At 68.2% G+C, this 16,926-nt stretch carries 12 protein-coding genes, 1 tRNA gene, 1 other RNA gene and 1 pseudogene; 6 read left to right on the top strand and 9 right to left on the bottom strand.

Annotated features, from left to right (window positions below):
• Positions 1–140 precede the first annotated feature (140 nt).
• From leuA to AB0M02_RS42950, 4 genes and pseudogenes are all read left to right on the top strand, one after another.
• Complete coding sequence (gene leuA, locus AB0M02_RS42965; protein WP_364238279.1) at positions 141–1,868, top strand: 2-isopropylmalate synthase; 1,728 nt, start codon at positions 141–143, stop codon at positions 1,866–1,868.
• A gap of 61 nt (positions 1,869–1,929) precedes the next feature.
• Positions 1,930–2,565 carry an HNH endonuclease family protein gene (locus tag AB0M02_RS42960; RefSeq protein WP_364238278.1) on the top strand — a complete coding sequence of 212 codons (636 nt, stop codon included), beginning with the start codon at positions 1,930–1,932 and terminating at the stop codon, positions 2,563–2,565.
• A gap of 17 nt (positions 2,566–2,582) precedes the next feature.
• Positions 2,583–2,822, top strand: a pseudogene (locus AB0M02_RS42955) (hypothetical protein); the annotation flags it as partial.
• 29 nt (positions 2,823–2,851) lie between these two features.
• Positions 2,852–4,408, top strand: coding sequence for a beta-N-acetylhexosaminidase (locus tag AB0M02_RS42950; RefSeq protein WP_364238277.1), 1,557 nt, complete (start codon positions 2,852–2,854; stop codon positions 4,406–4,408).
• Between the two features lie 43 nt (positions 4,409–4,451).
• On the opposite strand, the gene AB0M02_RS42945 is transcribed toward AB0M02_RS42950, so the two are convergent.
• The 9 genes from AB0M02_RS42945 to ffs form a co-directional block, all read right to left on the bottom strand.
• Complete coding sequence (locus AB0M02_RS42945; RefSeq protein ID WP_364238276.1) at positions 4,452–5,495, bottom strand: dipeptide ABC transporter ATP-binding protein; 1,044 nt, start codon at positions 5,493–5,495, stop codon at positions 4,452–4,454.
• Positions 5,492–6,532 carry an ABC transporter ATP-binding protein gene (locus AB0M02_RS42940; RefSeq protein ID WP_364238275.1) on the bottom strand — a complete coding sequence of 347 codons (1,041 nt, stop codon included), beginning with the start codon at positions 6,530–6,532 and terminating at the stop codon, positions 5,492–5,494. Before AB0M02_RS42940 ends, AB0M02_RS42945 begins: the two co-directional genes overlap by 4 nt.
• Positions 6,532–7,545, bottom strand: coding sequence for an ABC transporter permease (locus AB0M02_RS42935; RefSeq protein ID WP_364238274.1), 1,014 nt, complete (start codon positions 7,543–7,545; stop codon positions 6,532–6,534). The genes AB0M02_RS42940 and AB0M02_RS42935 overlap by 1 nt, the downstream gene beginning before the upstream one ends.
• Positions 7,546–7,638: 93 nt before the next feature.
• The gene (locus tag AB0M02_RS42930) at positions 7,639–9,399 is read right to left on the bottom strand and encodes an ABC transporter substrate-binding protein (protein ID WP_364238273.1); all 1,761 of its coding nucleotides are present in this window, start codon (positions 9,397–9,399) and stop codon (positions 7,639–7,641) included.
• Between the two features lie 73 nt (positions 9,400–9,472).
• A complete protein-coding gene (locus tag AB0M02_RS42925; protein WP_364238272.1) occupies positions 9,473–10,468 on the bottom strand; it encodes an ABC transporter permease in 996 nt (331 codons plus the stop codon).
• Between the two features lie 401 nt (positions 10,469–10,869).
• The gene (gene recR, locus AB0M02_RS42920) at positions 10,870–11,463 is read right to left on the bottom strand and encodes a recombination mediator RecR (RefSeq protein ID WP_364238271.1); all 594 of its coding nucleotides are present in this window, start codon (positions 11,461–11,463) and stop codon (positions 10,870–10,872) included.
• Positions 11,464–11,467: 4 nt separating this feature from the next.
• The gene (locus tag AB0M02_RS42915; protein WP_364238270.1) at positions 11,468–11,791 is read right to left on the bottom strand and encodes a YbaB/EbfC family nucleoid-associated protein; all 324 of its coding nucleotides are present in this window, start codon (positions 11,789–11,791) and stop codon (positions 11,468–11,470) included.
• A 137-nt stretch (positions 11,792–11,928) separates the two neighbouring features.
• Positions 11,929–15,246, bottom strand: coding sequence for a DNA polymerase III subunit gamma and tau (locus tag AB0M02_RS42910; protein WP_364238269.1), 3,318 nt, complete (start codon positions 15,244–15,246; stop codon positions 11,929–11,931).
• A 73-nt stretch (positions 15,247–15,319) separates the two neighbouring features.
• An RNA gene (ffs, locus tag AB0M02_RS42905) (signal recognition particle sRNA small type) lies at positions 15,320–15,416 on the bottom strand.
• Positions 15,417–15,497: 81 nt separating this feature from the next.
• On the opposite strand from ffs, the gene AB0M02_RS42900 reads away from it, so the two are divergent.
• Both AB0M02_RS42900 and AB0M02_RS42895 read left to right on the top strand, forming a co-directional pair.
• Positions 15,498–15,585, top strand: a tRNA-Ser gene (locus AB0M02_RS42900).
• Between the two features lie 743 nt (positions 15,586–16,328).
• Positions 16,329–16,913, top strand: coding sequence for a hypothetical protein (locus tag AB0M02_RS42895; RefSeq protein WP_364238268.1), 585 nt, complete (start codon positions 16,329–16,331; stop codon positions 16,911–16,913).
• Positions 16,914–16,926 lie beyond the last annotated feature (13 nt).

Genomic DNA, 16,926 nt, shown 5'->3' with positions numbered 1-16,926 from the left:
GATCACGTAACGTGTTTGGCGACATGTGGCACGCGTTTCTCCTCCTTCGCTGCCGCGACGAGGCCCCATTCCAGGCCGGCACCTCGTCGCGGAGTTGATGCACGCCGCCTGCTCGTCTTCTCATCGACAGGAGCAGTCACATGTCCACCAACCCGTTTGCCACCCAGCGGCCCAGCTCGATGCCGTTCCAGCGCTACGAGCCGTACCAGAAGCAGTTCCCGATCCCCCTGCCTGACCGGCAATGGCCGAGCCGTCATGTGGAGAAATCTCCCCGCTGGTGTGCGGTCGACCTGCGCGACGGCAACCAGGCCCTGATCGACCCGATGTCTCCGGAACGCAAGCGGCGGATGTTCATGCTGCTGGTGAAGATGGGCTACAAGGAGATCGAGGTCGGCTTCCCGGCCGCCAGCCAGACCGATTTTGATTTCGTACGGCAGCTGATCGAGCAGGACCTGATCCCGGACGACGTCACGATCCAGGTCCTGGTGCAGTGCCGGGAGCACCTGATCGACCGGACGTTCGAGTCGATCCGCGGCGCCAAGCGCGCGATCGTGCACTTCTACAACTCGACCTCGGTGCTGCAGCGGCGCGTGGTGTTCGGCCTGGACAGGGATGGCATCACCGACATCGCGACGACCGGCGCGCGGCTCTGCCAGAAGTACGCCGAGATCCACACCCCGGACACCGAGATCTTCTACGAGTACTCGCCGGAGTCGTACACCGGCACCGAGCTGGAGTACGCGCTGGAGATCTGCTCGGCGGTCATCGACGTGATCGACCCGACCCCGGCCCGTCCGCTGATCATCAACCTGCCTGCCACCGTCGAGATGGCCACCCCGAACGTGTACGCGGACTCCATCGAGTGGATGCACCGCAACCTGCCGCGGCGCGACAGCGTGATCCTGAGCCTGCACCCGCACAACGACCGGGGCACCGCGGTGGCCGCCGCCGAGCTGGGCCTGCTGGCGGGCGCCGACCGGATCGAGGGCTGCCTGTTCGGCAACGGCGAGCGGACCGGCAACGTCGACCTGGTGACGCTGGGCCTGAACCTGTTCTCGCAGGGCATCGACCCGCAGGTGGACTTCTCGAACATCGACGAGATCAAGCGCACGGTTGAGTACTGCAACCAGCTGCCGGTGCACGAGCGCCACCCGTACGCGGGCGACCTGGTCTACACCGCGTTCTCCGGCTCGCACCAGGACGCGATCAAGAAGGGTTTCACCGCGCTGCAGGCCGACGCGGACGAGGCCGGCACGCCGATCGACGACTTCGGCTGGGGCGTGCCCTACCTGCCGATCGACCCGAAGGACGTGGGCCGCACGTACGAGGCGGTCATCCGGGTCAACTCGCAGTCCGGCAAGGGCGGCGTGGCGTACATCATGAAGGAGGAGCACAAACTCGACCTGCCGCGGCGGCTGCAGATCGAGTTCTCCGGCGTGGTGCAGCACCACACCGACGAGGAGGGCGGCGAGGTCGGCCCGCAGCAGATGTGGGACATCTTCGCCGGCGAATACCTGGTGGACCACCAGACAGCGACCGCCTTCACGGTGGAGAGCTACAGCACGGCCACGGTGGACGGCAAGGTCGAGATCGACGTCGAGGTGTTCCACCGCGGCACGCGCCGGCCGCTGGTCGGTGTCGGCAACGGCCCGATCGCCGCGTTCGTGCAGGCCATCGAGCCGCTGGGGATCAACGCGCGGGTGCTGGACTACAACGAGCACGCGCTGACCTCCGGTGGCGACGCCCAGGCCGCGGCGTACGTCGAGGTCGAGGTCGGCGACCGTACCGTATGGGGTGTCGGCATCGACGCGAACATCGTGAGCGCGTCCATCAAAGCGGTGACCAGCGCGGTCAACCGGGCGGGCTGAGATTCATCCCTCGCGTGCCGCCGCCGCGCGGCACGCGAGGAACCCGCCTACTCTGGCGAATGTGCCCCCACATGCGCCTCGTTTCCTCCCGCTCCTGCTCACCGCCGCGCTGCTCGCCGGTTGCGACGTCGTCGTGGCCGAGCCCAACCCGCCGGCAAGCACCTCCGACGGCAGCGACGCCGCGGTCCAGCTCAGCAAGCTGACCGTCGCCAAGGCGGCGTCGATGAAGGGCTACTCGCGGGAGAAGTTCCCGCACTGGCGCGACACCGGCGACAACTGCGACGTCCGCGACACCGTCCTGGAACGCGACGGGGAGAAGGTCAAACTCTCCGGCTGCAACGTGGTGGCCGGCACCTGGCACAGCGTCTACGACGACCAGGTCCTCAGCTCGCCGACCAAGGTGGACATCGACCACATGGTGCCGCTGGCGAACGCGTGGCGCTCCGGCGCCGGCGAGTGGACCAACGACAAGCGCGGCGAATTCGCCAACGATCTGGAGCGCCCTCAGCTCGTCGCCGTCTCGGCCACGTCGAACCGGTCGAAAGGCGATCAGGATCCATCGACATGGAAACCGCCCGCGCGGGAACATTGGTGCACGTACGCCGAGGACTGGATCACGGTCAAGAGCTACTGGAAGCTGACCGTCACCAGCGCGGAGAAGGATGCACTCGCCGACATGCTGGAGACCTGCGGATGACCGAAACGGAGCAGACCAGGACCACCGACATCACCCCCGGGCCGGGCGGCGTGATGACCGACGAGGTCGGCGTCGTGACCGGCGAGCTGACGCTGCGCAGCGCATTCTCCGAGGGCAAGGTCACCCTGAGCGTTCAGTACAGGGACGCCGAGGAATGGTACGGGGTGACAGGCGGCAAAACAGCGTTGTCCGATCCCGCCGACCTGGACGCCGTCCACGCCATCGCCGTGGCGCTGCTGAACCGTCCTGACGGCTGACATTGATCCGACTGGGTACGGTCAGCGCAATGCGTCATCCTCGTCTGGCCGTCTCCAGCCTGCTGGCACTGACTCTGCTGGTCAGCGGCGCCTCCGCAGCTCCGGGACCGGGACCCGTTCCGGCGTCGCTGTCCGGGGTCCTGCCCGCGCCGGCACAGGCGATTCCCGACCGGCACACCACTTTCCCGCTGAGCCGGGACACCGCAATCGTCGCTGCCGGTGCTTCGACACCGGTGGCGGAGCGGCTCGCCGAGGCGTTCCGGCCGGCCACCGGCTTCCCGTTGCCGATCGTGCCGTCGGCCTCCGGCAACGCGATCACCCTGGTCCTCGCCGACACCGGGCTCGGAGACGAGGGTTACCGGCTCGATGTGCGCGCGGACGGCATCGAGGTGCGAGCGACCCGGCCGGCCGGGTTGTTCGCGGGCGTGCAGACGCTGCGGCAGCTGCTGCCGGCGGAGATCGAGTCGACGACCGTCCAGAAGCGAGACTGGGTGTTTCCCGGCGGACAGATCGTGGACCGTCCCCGGTACGCCTACCGCGGCGCCATGCTCGACCTGGCCCGTCATTTCCACGAGCCGGCCGAGATCCGCCGCTACATCGACCAGATCAGCCGCTTCAAGATCAATCACCTGCACCTGCATCTCTCCGACGACCAGGGCTGGCGGATCCGGATCGACAGCTGGCCCCGGCTGACCGACATCGGCGGCGCGAAGGGCACCGGCGTACGCGGCATCGGCGGTGGCTACCTCACCAAGAACGACTACCGGGCACTGGTCCGCTACGCCGCCGACCGGTTCGTCACGATCGTTCCCGAGATAGACATGCCGGGCCACGTCAACGCTGCTCAGGTCGCGTACCCCGAGCTGACCTGCGACGGAATGGCGCCGCGGCCGCGGATCGACATCCGGGTCGGATACAGCTCGCTCTGCGCCGGCAAGGAGGTCACCTACCGGTTCGCCGAGGACGTGATCCGTGAGCTCGCGGAGATGACACCCGGACCGTATCTGCACATCGGCGGCGACGAGGCGCACTCGACGCCGCACGCCGACTACCTGCGGTTCGTCGAGCGGGTGCTGCCGCTGGTGGCCAAGTACGGCAAGACGGCCATCGGCTGGCAGGAGATCGCCCAGGCCGGGGCGGCCCGCGACGCGGTGGTGCAGCACTGGAACCACGAGTGGGACACCGGGCCGCTCGTCGCCTCCGGCGCACCGGTGCTGATGTCACCGGCCAACCGAACCTACCTGGACATGCAGTACGACCTGCTCACGCCGGGTGGGCTGCACTGGGCGGGGACGATCGAGGTGCGGGCCGCCTATGACTGGGACCCGGGACGGCTGCTGTCCGGCGTACCCGAGGAAAGGGTTTTCGGTGTTGAGGCGCCGCTGTGGTCGGAGACCCTGCGCGATCTCGCGGACATCGAGTTTCTGGCTTTTCCGCGTCTCGTGGCGCTCGCCGAGCTGGGATGGTCGCCGCGTGCGACGCATGATTGGCCCTCGTTCCGCGCTCGGCTCGGCGCGTATGGACCTCGCTGGACCCGGCTGGGTGTCCGTTTTTACCGCTCGCCGCAGGTCCGGTGGTCTTCCTAGTGTGAAAAAGGAGGCGGCCCCGCAAGACCGCCTCCTTCGTCTCTCAGGCCTTGGTGCCGGCCGGACGGCGCCCGGCCACCTGCTCATCCGCGGCAACCGGGAAGTGGCACGCGGTCAGGTGCGACGCCGGATCGTCGAGGCGCTGCACCAGCGGCGGCTCCTCGGTGGCGCAGATGTCCTGCGCCTTCCAGCAGCGTGTCCGGAAACGACAACCCGACGGCGGGTTGATCGGGCTGGGCACGTCGCCGGTGAGCAGCACGCGCTCACGCTGCGCGCGATCGCGGCGAACCGGGTCCGGCACCGGCACGGCGGACATCAGGGCGACGGTGTACGGGTGACGCGGGTTGCTGTACAGGTCTTCCCGATCCGCGATCTCCACCACCTTGCCCAGGTACATGACGGCGACCCGGTCGGAGATGTGCCGCACCACCGACAGGTCGTGCGCGATGAACACGTAGGTCAGGTCGAACTCGTTCTGCAGATCCTCGAGCAGGTTCACCACCTGCGCCTGGATCGACACGTCGAGCGCGGAGACCGGCTCGTCCGCCACGATCATCTTCGGCCGCAGGGCGAGCGTGCGGGCGATGCCGATGCGCTGGCGCTGACCGCCGGAGAACTCGTGCGGGTACCGGTTGTAGTGCTCCGGGTTCAGGCCCACCAGCTTGAGCAGGTCCTGGACGGCCCGCTTGACGCCGTGCTCGGTCTTGACCTTCTGGATCCGCAGCGGCGCGCCGACGATCGTGCCGACGGTGTGCCGCGGGTTCAGCGACGAGAACGGGTCCTGGAAGATCATCTGCATGTCCCGCCGGAGCGGGCGCAGCTTACCTTGACTCAGGTGGGCGATGTTCTTGCCCTCGAACTCGATCGAGCCGCCGGTCGGCTCCAGCAGGCGGGTCAGCAGGCGGCCGGTGGTGGACTTGCCACAACCGGACTCACCGACGAGGCCGAGGGTCTCGCCCTTGAAGACCTCGAAGTCCACGCCGTCGACGGCACGGACCGCGCCGACCTGGCGGCGCAGCAGGCCCTTGGTGATCGGGAAGTGCTTCTCCAGCCCCTTGACCTTCAGGAGTGCTTCCTTGTTGCTCACGGGGCCTCCAACTTCGGCTTTACCTCTTCCAGCCAGATCCGCTGCCGCTCCTCGGTGGGCAGATGGCACCGGACCAGGTGGTTGCTGCCGCCGGCACGAGCCAGCTCCGGCATGACCGTGGTGCCCAGCCCACCGGTGCGCGGCTCGTAGGCGCAGCGCGGGCTGAAGGCGCAGCCCTGCGGCAGGTTGATCAACGAGGGCGGCGAGCCGGGGATCGGGACGAGCCGGTCCTGGTTGGGACGGTCCATGCGGGGCATGGAGCCGAGCAAACCCCATGTGTACGGGTGCTCAGGCCGCTCGAAGACCGTCGCGGCCGACGCGTTCTCGATGCAGCGACCGCCGTACATCACCAGCACGTCGTCGGCGAGTTCCGCCACCACGCCCAGGTCGTGGGTGATCACGATGAGGGCCGAGTTGAACTCCGCCTGCAGGTCGTGCATCAGGTCCATGATCTGGGCCTGCACCGTCACGTCCAGCGCGGTCGTCGGCTCGTCGGCGATCAGCAACTGCGGGTCGTTGACCAGCGCCATCGCGATCATCGCGCGCTGACGCATACCACCGGAGAACTGGTGCGGGTAGTCGTCCACCCGGCGGTCCGGCTGCGGGATGCCGACCCGGCCCAGCATGTCGACCGCGTGCTTGCGGGCGACCTTCTTCGAGACGTTGTGGTGCACCCGGTACGCCTCGATGATCTGGTGCCCGACCGTGTAGTACGGGTGCATCGAGGACAGCGGGTCCTGGAAGATCATCGCCAGCTTGTTGCCACGCAACCCGCGCACGGTCTCCTGCCCGGCCGAGACGATCTCGTCGCCGTCCAGCCAGATCTCGCCTGAGATCTTGGAGTTCCGCTTGTTGTACAGCCCCATGATGCCCAGGCTCGTCACCGACTTGCCGGAGCCCGACTCACCCACGATGCCGAGAGTCTTGCCGCGCTCCAGGGAGAACGAGAGGCCGTCGACGCTGCGGACCAGACCGTCGTCGGTGGGGAAATGAATCTTGAGGTCCTTGACCTGAAGGAACGCCTGCCCGTCCGGCATCAGCCCAGCCTCACTCTCGGGTCGACGACCGCGTACAACAGGTCCACGACCAGGTTGGCGATGACCACGAAGAACGCCGCCATCATGGTCACACCCAGCACCTTCGGCAGGTCGTTGTTGGTGATCGCGTCCACCGCGTACTTGCCGAGGCCGGGCAGGGAGAACACCTGCTCGGTGAGCACCGCGCCGCCGATCAGCAGGCCGAAGTCCAGGCCGAAGATGGTCAGGATGGGGGTCAGCGCGGCGCGCAGGCCGTGCTTGACGTTCACGTCGCGCTCACGCAGACCCTTCGCGCGCGCCGTACGGATGTAGTCCTCGCTCATCGTCTCCAGCATTCCGGCGCGGGTTAATCGCGCGTACTGGGCGGAGAACTGGAGGGCGAGCACGATCCACGGCAGCAGCAGTGCGTAGAACCATTCGCCAGGATTTTCAGTGAACGGGGTATATGTGCCGCCTGGTGCGGTCCACCCGAGCGTGTAGCTGAACACCAGCAGTCCGACCATGCCGGTGAAGAAGATCGGCAGCGAGACGCCGGCCAGCGAGAAGGTCATCGCGGCGCGGTCCAGGAACGAGCCCCGGCGCAGGGCGGACACGGTGCCGATCGAGAGGCCGAAGATCAGCCAGAGGATCGCGGCGCCGATCGCCAGCGACAGCGTCACCGGCAGCCGGTCGATCAGATCCGGCCAGACCGGCTGCTTGGTGATGAACGAGTAGCCGAAGCACGGCGCGGGGCAGTGCTCGGTGGCGGCGCCGTAGTTGTACTCGGCGCCGAAGAAGATGCCTTTCACCCAGCGGCCGTACTGAAGCCAGACCGGGTCGTAGAAGCCCAGCTTCTCGGCGATCAGGTGGACCGTCTCCGGGGTGGCGGCGCGACCCACGTACCGGGTGGCCAGCGTCTCCGGGGTCGACCCGACCAGGCGAGGGACCAGGTAGAAGATCGAGAAAGTGGCGGCGCTGATGATGAAGAGCAGCACTACTGCCGCAAAAAGACGCCTGATGATGTATGTGATCACAGAGTCCGGCTGGGACGGCCGGCCCGGGTCGCCCCGGACCGGCCGCCTGCTGCCTTCACCTACCTATCGAAGGTGTCGTGATGGTGGGGATGTTTACGCGACGCCCAGCGAGAGGTAGTCGTACATGTTGTACGCCTCGCTGACGAAGACGTTGGACAGCGTCTTCGGCCGGATGATCAGGCTCTTCGCGACGATGCCCGGGAAGATCACAGCCTCTTCCATGACGCGCTTGTCGATCTGAGTCCACATGGCCTCACGCTTGGCGTTGTCGGTCTCGGCGACCGCAGCGTCCAGCATCTGGTCGACCTCGGGGATCCGCACGCTGGTGTTGGACGAGCCACCGGTCTCCCGGATGACCCGGCTGTCCACGATCTGCGAGAGGAAGCCGAAGCCGTCGTTCCAGTCAGCGCCCCAGCCGTTGACGACCAGGCCCAGCTTGTTGTTCTTCACGTACGGCGGGTTGCCGGCGTACTGGGAGAAGTAGTCACCCTGCGGGAACGGCTTGAGCGTCAGCTTGATGCCGACCCGGGCCAGCGCCTGCTGCAGCGACTCGGCGGCCGCCTTCTCCTTCGGGCGCTCCGCACGGTACGAGATGTTGGTCTCGAAGCCGTTCGGCTGGCCACACGCGGTCAGGGCCTCCTTGGCCTTCGCCACGTCACCGGTGTTGTCGGCGCCGGCCGAGTACAGGTCGACCTTCTGGTAGCCCGGGATCATCGGGGGCAGCACCGAGGTGGCGATGTCGCCACCGGCGAGCGGGCCGCCGTACGCGGTCTGGTAGCCGGTGCGGTCAGCGGCGTACTCGATGGCCTTACGGCAGTCGATCTTGTCCAGCGGCGCCACGGTCGGGTTGATCGACGTGTACCAGAGGCGGGCCAGAGCCGGGTTGTCGGTCTGCGCCTTCAGGGTCGGGTCGCCGACCACGCGGCCGAGTGCGGCCGGCTGCACGCCGGTGCCCACGACGTCGACGTCCAGGTCGCCGGAGAGCAGCCGGTTGTCGATGTCGTCCGCGTTGACGTTCAGCTGGACCTCGTACGCGTCCGGCAGCGCCTTGCGGTTCGGGTCGGTCGCCGGGTCCCACTGGTCGTTACGGACCAGCTTGAAGTCCTTGCCGAGGTTGTTCGTCTCGAACTTGTAGGGGCCCGTGGAGACCACGTGCTCCTTGTACTTCGCACCGGTGTCCTTGGCCTCCGGCACCGGCACGGTCTGCGGGAGCGCCGCGACGTAGTCGAAGCCACCGAACGCCGCCTTCAGGTGGAAGACGATCGTGTTGTCGTCCGGCGTGGTGATCGCCGAGTCGGTGTTCACGCCCTTCGACTTGTACGGGCCCTTGTAGCCCTCGGGCAGGTTGAGGAAGCCCTCGAAGTACGCCGGCCCGTTCGGGAACGTCTCCTTGTCGATGGAGCGCAGCACCGCGTACTTCACGTCCTTCGCCGTGACCGGCGAGCCGTCCTCGTACTTGATGCCCTGGCGGATCTTGTAGGTCCAGGTCTTACCGCCGTCGCTCGGCACACCCATGCCCTCGGCCAGGTCCGGGGTGAGGGTGTTGCCCTCGGCGCCCGGGGTCGGCTTGAACATGAGCAGGCCACGGCCGTACAGGCGGAGGAAGTTCCACGAGTAGCCGTAGTAGGTCTCGCCCGGGTCGAGGGTGTCCCAGTCACCGGAGTTGGCCATGCGGATGGTGCCGCCCTTCTTGTCCGAAGGGTTGAACACCTTCGTCAAGGCGGCGTTGAACTCCGGCTTCGCGCTGGAGCTGTTGTTGGAATCAGAATCGTCGCTTCCGCCGCACGCGGCGGCGGAGAGCGTCAGCGCCAAAGCGGCCGTACCGGCCACCAGCGCTCTCGATTTGCGAATCACTTGCAGCAACCTCCCTGGTGGAACGGTCCGGGTCCGAACCGCACGGCTGGTGGGAAAGCATCGGGCGCCATGGTCAGCGCCGCCCCTTGGGATCGAGCGCGTCACGCAGACCGTCGCCGAAGAGGTTGAACGCGAGCACGGTGATGAAGATCGCCATGCCCGGGAAGAACATGAAGTGCCAGATCGTGTAGAACCGGGCCGCGTCCGAGAGCATGCCGCCCCAGCTCGCCGTCGGCGGCCGGATACCCACGCCGAGGAACGACAGCGCCGCCTCGAAGAGGATGTTCGTGGGGATCAGCAGCGTCGCGTAGATCAGGATCGGCGCCACCAGGTTCGGCAGCATCTCCTTGAAGATCACGTACGGCCCGCGGGCGCCGAGGCTCCGCGCCGCGTCGACGAACTCACGCTCCCGCAGCGACAGTGTCTGGCCCCGGACGATGCGCCCGATGTACGGCCAGCTGAAGAAGCCGATGATGAAGATCAGCAGGGCGATGCGGAGCGAGTCGCCGGAGAGCCCGAAGGCCGTGTCCGGGATGACGCCGGCCAGCGCGATCGAGAAGACCAGCAGCGGGAACGCCAGGAAGACGTCCATCGCGCGGCTGATCAGCGAGTCGACCCAGCCGCCGAAGTAGCCGGCGACCACGCCCAGCGTCGCGCCGATGAGGACCGACAGCAGCGTGGCCAGGAAGGCGATCAGCAGCGAGATCCGGGCACCGTAGACGACCCGGCTGAAGATGTCCCGGCCGTTCTGCGGCTCCACACCGAACAGGTGCTCGGCGCTGATGCCGGTCCCGCCCTTGGGAGCCAGGGTGCTCGTGTCGATCAGGTTCTGGTGGAACTCGTTCGGCGGGGAGCCGAGAACGCTCACAATCGCGGGCGCGAAGATCGCGACCAGGATCAGGAAGATGACGACGGAGCCACCGGCCATCGCGACCTTGTCGCGCTTGAGCCGGGTCCATGCGATCCGGCCCAGGGAGCGGCCCTCGATCGCCTTGCCGGGAACGGAGCCTTCCGCGGGGTCCGGGGCTACCGGAGCCTGGTCCGCGGCCGTTCCGGGTCCAACGACCATGAAGTGTCCGGTCCTCTCCCGGCCGCCGCGCAGCGGGAGTCAACGCCACCGGTCACCGGGATACACGGAAATCCCCCGCCGTTGACGATGGCCCACGCAGCGAACGGCAACCGATCGGTTGTCGCATGCCTCGAGTGCCGACCCCCGTGCCCGTCGGCCTAGATTGGGCCGACGCACGAGGGACTCGACAGCGGGTGTGGCCGCCATCGAGAGGAACATTCACCTAGTGCGTGCCCCGGGTCAAGCTCACCGACCGCACACGAGCGTTTCCGTGTCTCCCTCGTGATGTCACCGTGACCTAGACGCCGAACAAACGGAAAGTACCGCGTAGACAGTTCGCAAGTTGCTAATCCGGGCTAAACAACTTGCGTGGCGTTACAGCGGCATTACCGGATGTTAAATCAGATCGCCCGGCGACCCTCGAAGGCCCTACCCAGAGTGATCTCGTCCGCGTACTCAAGGTCACCACCGACCGGAAGGCCGCTCGCCAGCCGGGTCACCGCGATGCCCATCGGCTTCACGAGCAGGCCCAGATAGGTGGCGGTCGCCTCGCCCTCGGTGTTCGGGTCGGTCGCCAGGATCAGCTCGTTGACCTCACCGGTGCCGAGCCGCATCAGCAGCTCCCGGATCCGCAGGTTGTCCGGGCCGATGCCCTCCAGCGGATTGATCGCGCCGCCGAGCACGTGATAGCGGCCCCGGAACTCGCCGGTCCGCTCGATCGCCACGACGTCCTTCGGCTCCTCCACCACACACAGCACCTCGTTGGTACGGCGCGGATCCCGGCAGACGCGGCACTGCTCCGACTCGGCCACGTTGAAGCAGGTCGTGCAGAACCGGACCAGCTCCTTGACCTTCCGCAGAGCCCCGGCCAGCCGATTCACATCCGCGGGGTCGGCGGAGAGGACATGGAAGGCGATGCGCTGAGCCGATTTCGGGCCCACGCCCGGCAGCCGGCCCAGCTCATCGATCAGGTCCTGGATGGCGCCTTCGTACACGGGATCAGAACCCCGGCAGGGAGAAGCCGCCGGTGGCCGGGCCCATCTTCGCCTCGGCCAGCTCCCGCTGCGCCTCGGCGGCGTTGTGGATGGCCGCGAGCACCAGGTCCTCCAGCGTCTCGACGTCGTCGGCGTCCACAGCCTTCGGGTCGATCTTCACCGCCTTGAACTCACCCAACCCGGTGATCACCACGGTCACCAGGCCACCGCCGGCGGTGCCGGTCAACTCAGCCTCGGCCAGCTCGGCCTGCGCCTGCGCGACCTGCTGCTGCATCTTCTGCGCCTGCTTCATGATCTGCTGCATGTTGGGCTGTGCACCGGGGCGCATGAACCGCTCCTCAACTCATCGGTTTTCGTGAACCACCATCGATGACACGCGGCGGCCGGAGTTACCGCCGCCAGCGTAGCCGTCGCGCTCCCTTTGCCCGCCGAGACGCCACGGGACACCCACGCCCCGCACCGCACTCAGATCTCGCCGATCTTCTCCGCCCCAAATGCGTCCCGAAGCAACTGCATGGCCTGCTCCTCACCGCTCTGCCGCGCGGTCTTCTCATCGATCACGTCATCGAGCGGCTCATCACCAGGATCAAACCCCTCAAACCCGGCGGTGCCGCCGGGCGGCGGCCCGTCGTACTCGGGGTCGTAAGGCGCCTCCTCCGTCGGACTGCCGTCAGACCAGGCACCCCCACCAGCCCCACCAGTCCGACTCAGGCCACCGCCACCACCGGCACGACCCCCGGCACCGCCCGGACCACCGCCACCCCCGGCACCACCCGGACCGCCGGGACGACCGAGGCCACCGGCGCCGCCGCTGGCACCACCGGGACGACCCCCGGCGCTACCGGCCGCGCCACCCGGACCACCGGCGGCGCCACCGGGACCGCCGGGACGCCCTGCACTCCCAGCGCCGCCGGGACCTCCAGAACCGCCGGGACCGCCCGGACCGCTGGACGGGCTGGCCGCCGGTGCCGGTGCCGCGGCGGATCGGGCGGCGGCGGGATTACGCGCGTTGGCGGCCGCCGCGCGGGCCGCGGCCAGACCGCTGCTGGGCACGCCACCACCGGGCCGCGCGGCGGCCCGAGCCGCCTCCATCGCGGCCGATCGAGCCGGACCCGCACCGGAGGGAGTCGCAGCCGAAGGAACCGGCGCGGAGGGAGCCGGCACGGACGAGGGCGTCGGCGGCGTGCCGGGTTCCGGCGGGTCAGCAGTCGGACGAACCGCGTCAGACTCGGCAGGCGATGGCGCCCCGCCGAACTCCGCCTCACCACCCGACTCCGCCTCACGACCGGATTCGGCCTCACTGCCTGAACCCGCGTCGCCACCGGTCGCGCCGGCACCCGCCGCACCCGCCACCGGGCCGGCGGAGGCCGCCTTCGCGCCCGGTTTGACCGGTTCCGGCCAGTCGTTCGCCGAGTTCGCCGCCGCTCCAGGCCGGGCAGCCTCGGGCGAGCCGTTGCCCGCAGAGCCGGGACGGGCGGGTTCGGGCCAGCCGGTGTCGCTGTCGGCCAGTGATTGTTCTGGGGCGGGGATGCTTGGGGCGGGACGGGCCGGCTCAGGCCAGTCGTCGTCGGCGGCCGGGGGCCGGGAAGGCCGGGACGGGCGGGACTCGGTGCGGCCCGTGTTGTGCTGGGGGGCGGGAGCCACGGCGGCCTGTGGGGCCGAGCGAGCGGGCGTCGTGGGCGCGGCGGCCTGCGGTGCCGAGCGGCCGGGTGCGGCGGGACCGCCGGAGGGCTGCTGGCGTCGGGTGTTGGAGGGGCCGCCCTGAGCGGCGGGACCGCGAGCCGGGGTGGTTGCCTCGCCGACCTCGCAGCGGATCCGCCAGCGGCCGCCGAGTGCTTCGCCGAACTCGGAGGCGATCGCGTCGCGCCAGTTCAGGAAGCGGTCGACCAGCTTCTGGTTGGGTGCGGCGAAGACGATGGTGTCGCCGTCGAGTTCGCGCACGCCGATGCCGTACTCCTGCATCGCCCGCACCCTGTCCTGCCGCCGGCCAAGTGACTGCCAGGCGGCGCGGATCTTCTCCAGGCGCTCGTCCACCTTCGGCGCCGGGCCGGCGGGCTCGCCGTCCTCCGGCGGCTCCTCGTCCCACGGCGGCTCGTCGTCGTAGACACCAGCGTCCGCGGGAGGCGAGACGCGACCGCCGTCGGCTACGTCATTCCAGTCAGGCTCCCCCGAACCCGACTTATCCGAAATGGGCGTGGCCGAATCGGAAGCCCCGGGCACGGCAGGAACGGAAGACTCAGGATCCGCCGAAACAGAAACAGACGAGTCAGCAGCCGCAGGCTCCTCCGGGGCCGGAGCCGACGCAGAAGCCGGAGCCGAAGCCGACGCCGGAGCCGAAGCCGAAGCCGACGCCGGAGCCGAAGCCGAAGCCGAAGCCGAAGCCGAAGTCGGAGCCGCCGGTGCGGCCGGCGACACCGGCCGCGCCGACGCGGTCGTCGGGCGGCCCTTGGCCACCGACGCGGCGGCCGCCGCGGCAGCCCGGGCCGCCGCCAAACCGCCCGAGCCAGAGGCAGCAGAGCCGCCCGAGGCGGAAGGAACGGAAGCAGCAGGGGCGGAAGGGGCCGACGCCACGGAGCTAGACGGAGCGGACGCCACAGGAACAGGGGCCGAATCCGACGAAACCGGCAACCCTCCGCGCTCCAACCGCTCCAACCGCTGCAGCAGCGCCCCCGTCGAATCCTCCGCCCCCGGCAGCAACATCCGCGCGGTGATCAACTCCAGCAGGAGGCGGGGTGCGGTCGTGCCGCGCATCTCCACCAGACCGTTGTGCACGATGTCCGCCGAGCGGGACAGTGTCGCCGCGCCCAGCCGGGACGCCTGGCCCGCCATCGCGTCGAGTTGGTCCGCCGGGCCGTCGATCAGGCCCTTGGCGACCGCGTCCGGCACCTGCTGCAGGACGATGAGGTCGCGGAGTCGCTCGAGCAGGTCGGAGGCGAAACGTCGCGGGTCGTGGCCGGCCTCGGCCACGCGGTCGATCGTGGCGTAGGCCGCCGCGCCGTCGCCCGCGGCCAGGGCGTCGCACATCTCGTCGATCAGGGCCACGTCCGTGACGCCGAGGAGGGCGACCGCTCGGGAGTAGCTGACACCGTCCGGCCCGGCGCCGGCGATCAACTGGTCGAGGACGGAGAGGGTGTCGCGGGCGCTGCCGCCGCCGGCCCGGACGACGAGCGGGAAGACCGCCGGGTCGATCTGGACGCCCTCGGCGTCGGTGAGCTGCTGAAGGTACGGCCGGAGCACCGCGGGCGGGATCAGCCGGAACGGGTAGTGATGGGTCCGCGAGCGGATCGTGCCGAGCACCTTCTCGGGCTCGGTGGTCGCGAAGATGAACTTCACGAAGTCCGGCGGCTCCTCGACGAGCTTGAGCAGCGCGTTGAAGCCGGCCGACGAGACCATGTGCGCCTCGTCGATCACATAGATCTTGTAGCGACTGCTGGCCGGGGCGAAGAACGCCTTCTCCCGGAGCTCGCGGGCGTCGTCGACACCGCCGTGGCTGGCCGCGTCGATCTCGATGACGTCGATCGATCCGGCGCCGTCGTTGGCCAGCGACTTGCAGGAGCCGCAGACGCCGCACGGGTCGGGCGTCGGGCCCTGCTCGCAGTTGAGCGAGCGCGCGAGGATGCGCGCGCTGGACGTCTTGCCGCAGCCACGCGGGCCGGAGAACAGGTAGGCATGATTCAGCCGCCCGCTGCGCAACGCCTGCGACAGCGGCTCGGTGACGTGCTCCTGACCGATGACCTCGGCGAAGGTGCGAGGCCGGTACTTCCGATAGAGGGCGAGCGCCACTCCTGCCACCTCCTGACGACCGCGCCCATTCTCCGTGCAGGGTCTGACAAGAACAAACGAGGTGCCCCGGAAGTGAAAGGACCCCCCGTGCACCCGTCAGAGCCCGCTTATCCTTGCTGCCTTCCGGCCCTGGGGAGGTTCACGAGATGCACGCCGCACGAGGGGCTGATCCAGAGCCTACCCGGTGAGCACTCCCGGCATGCGCAGCCCCCTGCGCGAAACTTCGCGAACGCGTCTGTATCCTGGCGCACGGAGGATTCGCCTAGAGGCCTAGGGCGCACGCTTGGAAAGCGTGTTGGGTTAACACCCTCACGAGTTCGAATCTCGTATCCTCCGCCAGCCCTGAGCAGGGCAAACGTGGAAGGCCGGACCCCGGGGTCCGGCCTTCGCCGCTTCTGGCGTCTCAGTTTCCGTCTCAGTGGCCGCCGAAAGACCCAGCCGACTCGACACTCGCCATCGCCGACATGGGATCGAGGCGGCACCGGTCGGGCGAGCTTGATCTGGGCGCGCCGGGTTACGCGCTGCCCGCCCCACCACGCATCGCGGACCTCCGGGCAGGTGTCGAGTCGTTCGGGCTCATCCTGGCTATAGGTGAAGCGTTCGGAACGCTCATCGTTGCCAACATCGCAGCGCGACGGACCCGGCAGACGCCGCAAACCCGAGCGAGGGACGCCGGCGTTGACCCGGCGTCCCTCGCTTCTCAGTGACCCAGCACCTGACCCAGGAAGCCGGAAAGGGCCCCCAGAAACGTCGCCGCAGCCAGGAGCAACGCGCCGATCGCTTTGACCCAATCCAGTGCCCGTCGCCGGGTTGCCGCCCTGCGAAGGCGTTGGCTTGGTTCAGGTTCTGCCGTCTTTGGATAAATTCGGACTATCTTGAAACGACGTGCCACTGTGTGACCTCCGGCAAAAGGTCAGTCGGGCTCTCTTTTGCGTAAGACTAGGTCACTTACACAAGTTGGGCCATGTCACTGCCTGGCTGCGCACAGGGCTTCAGAGATGTCTGATCATCCATACGAACTCGTGCGTCATCGGCTATATCCCGTTGGAACTCAACGACTAGGCCGATTAAGGTCATGATCCGTGATCTGGAAAGCCTTTCTCAAGGGCCACGAGTTTGATCTATACGAACTCGGCGCCCTGTTCTCGTCTGGCGATACACAGGTGATCAAGGACGGCAACGACTACTTCTTGGCCTCCATTGAGATCGACCAACGTCCGCCTGGCGAGGAGTTCTACAACGCCGCCGAGCGCGTCTTGGCGCTCGTGAACGGGGTAGGACAGGCCAACAGCAGCAGTTTTCGACCGGTTGCCCTGGTCGGAAGGTTTCAGGAGGGCGAAAGCAACCATCACCACGTTGGCTTCGCCGACACGGCAGAGGCGCGCGGTTACGCCTATGCCGCCGCTGTCCTGATCGATCCTGTCGGCAACGAAGCCCCCGCTCCCCCACCGCCGGGGGCAGAGCGAATCCGGAAGGCCATGAGTGACGTTGACGCCAACGAAGCGCTACGGATCATGGGCCGAGCCGAACCCACCACCTGGATAGATCTCTTCAAGGTCTACGAGATCGTTCGCGAAGCGCTAGGTGTACTGACCACGGAGGTTGTTGACGTTCGGCGTGGTGCCTTGATCAGAGAGGAGACCTCCGGAAGGAGTGGCGGTGCTTGACGTCGCCGTTCTA

Source organism: Actinoplanes sp. NPDC051861, from assembly GCF_040681145.1.
Taxonomy (GTDB): domain Bacteria; phylum Actinomycetota; class Actinomycetes; order Mycobacteriales; family Micromonosporaceae; genus Actinoplanes.
Note: the sequence above shows the minus strand (reverse complement) of the source record. Positions and strands in the feature narration are given on the sequence as shown.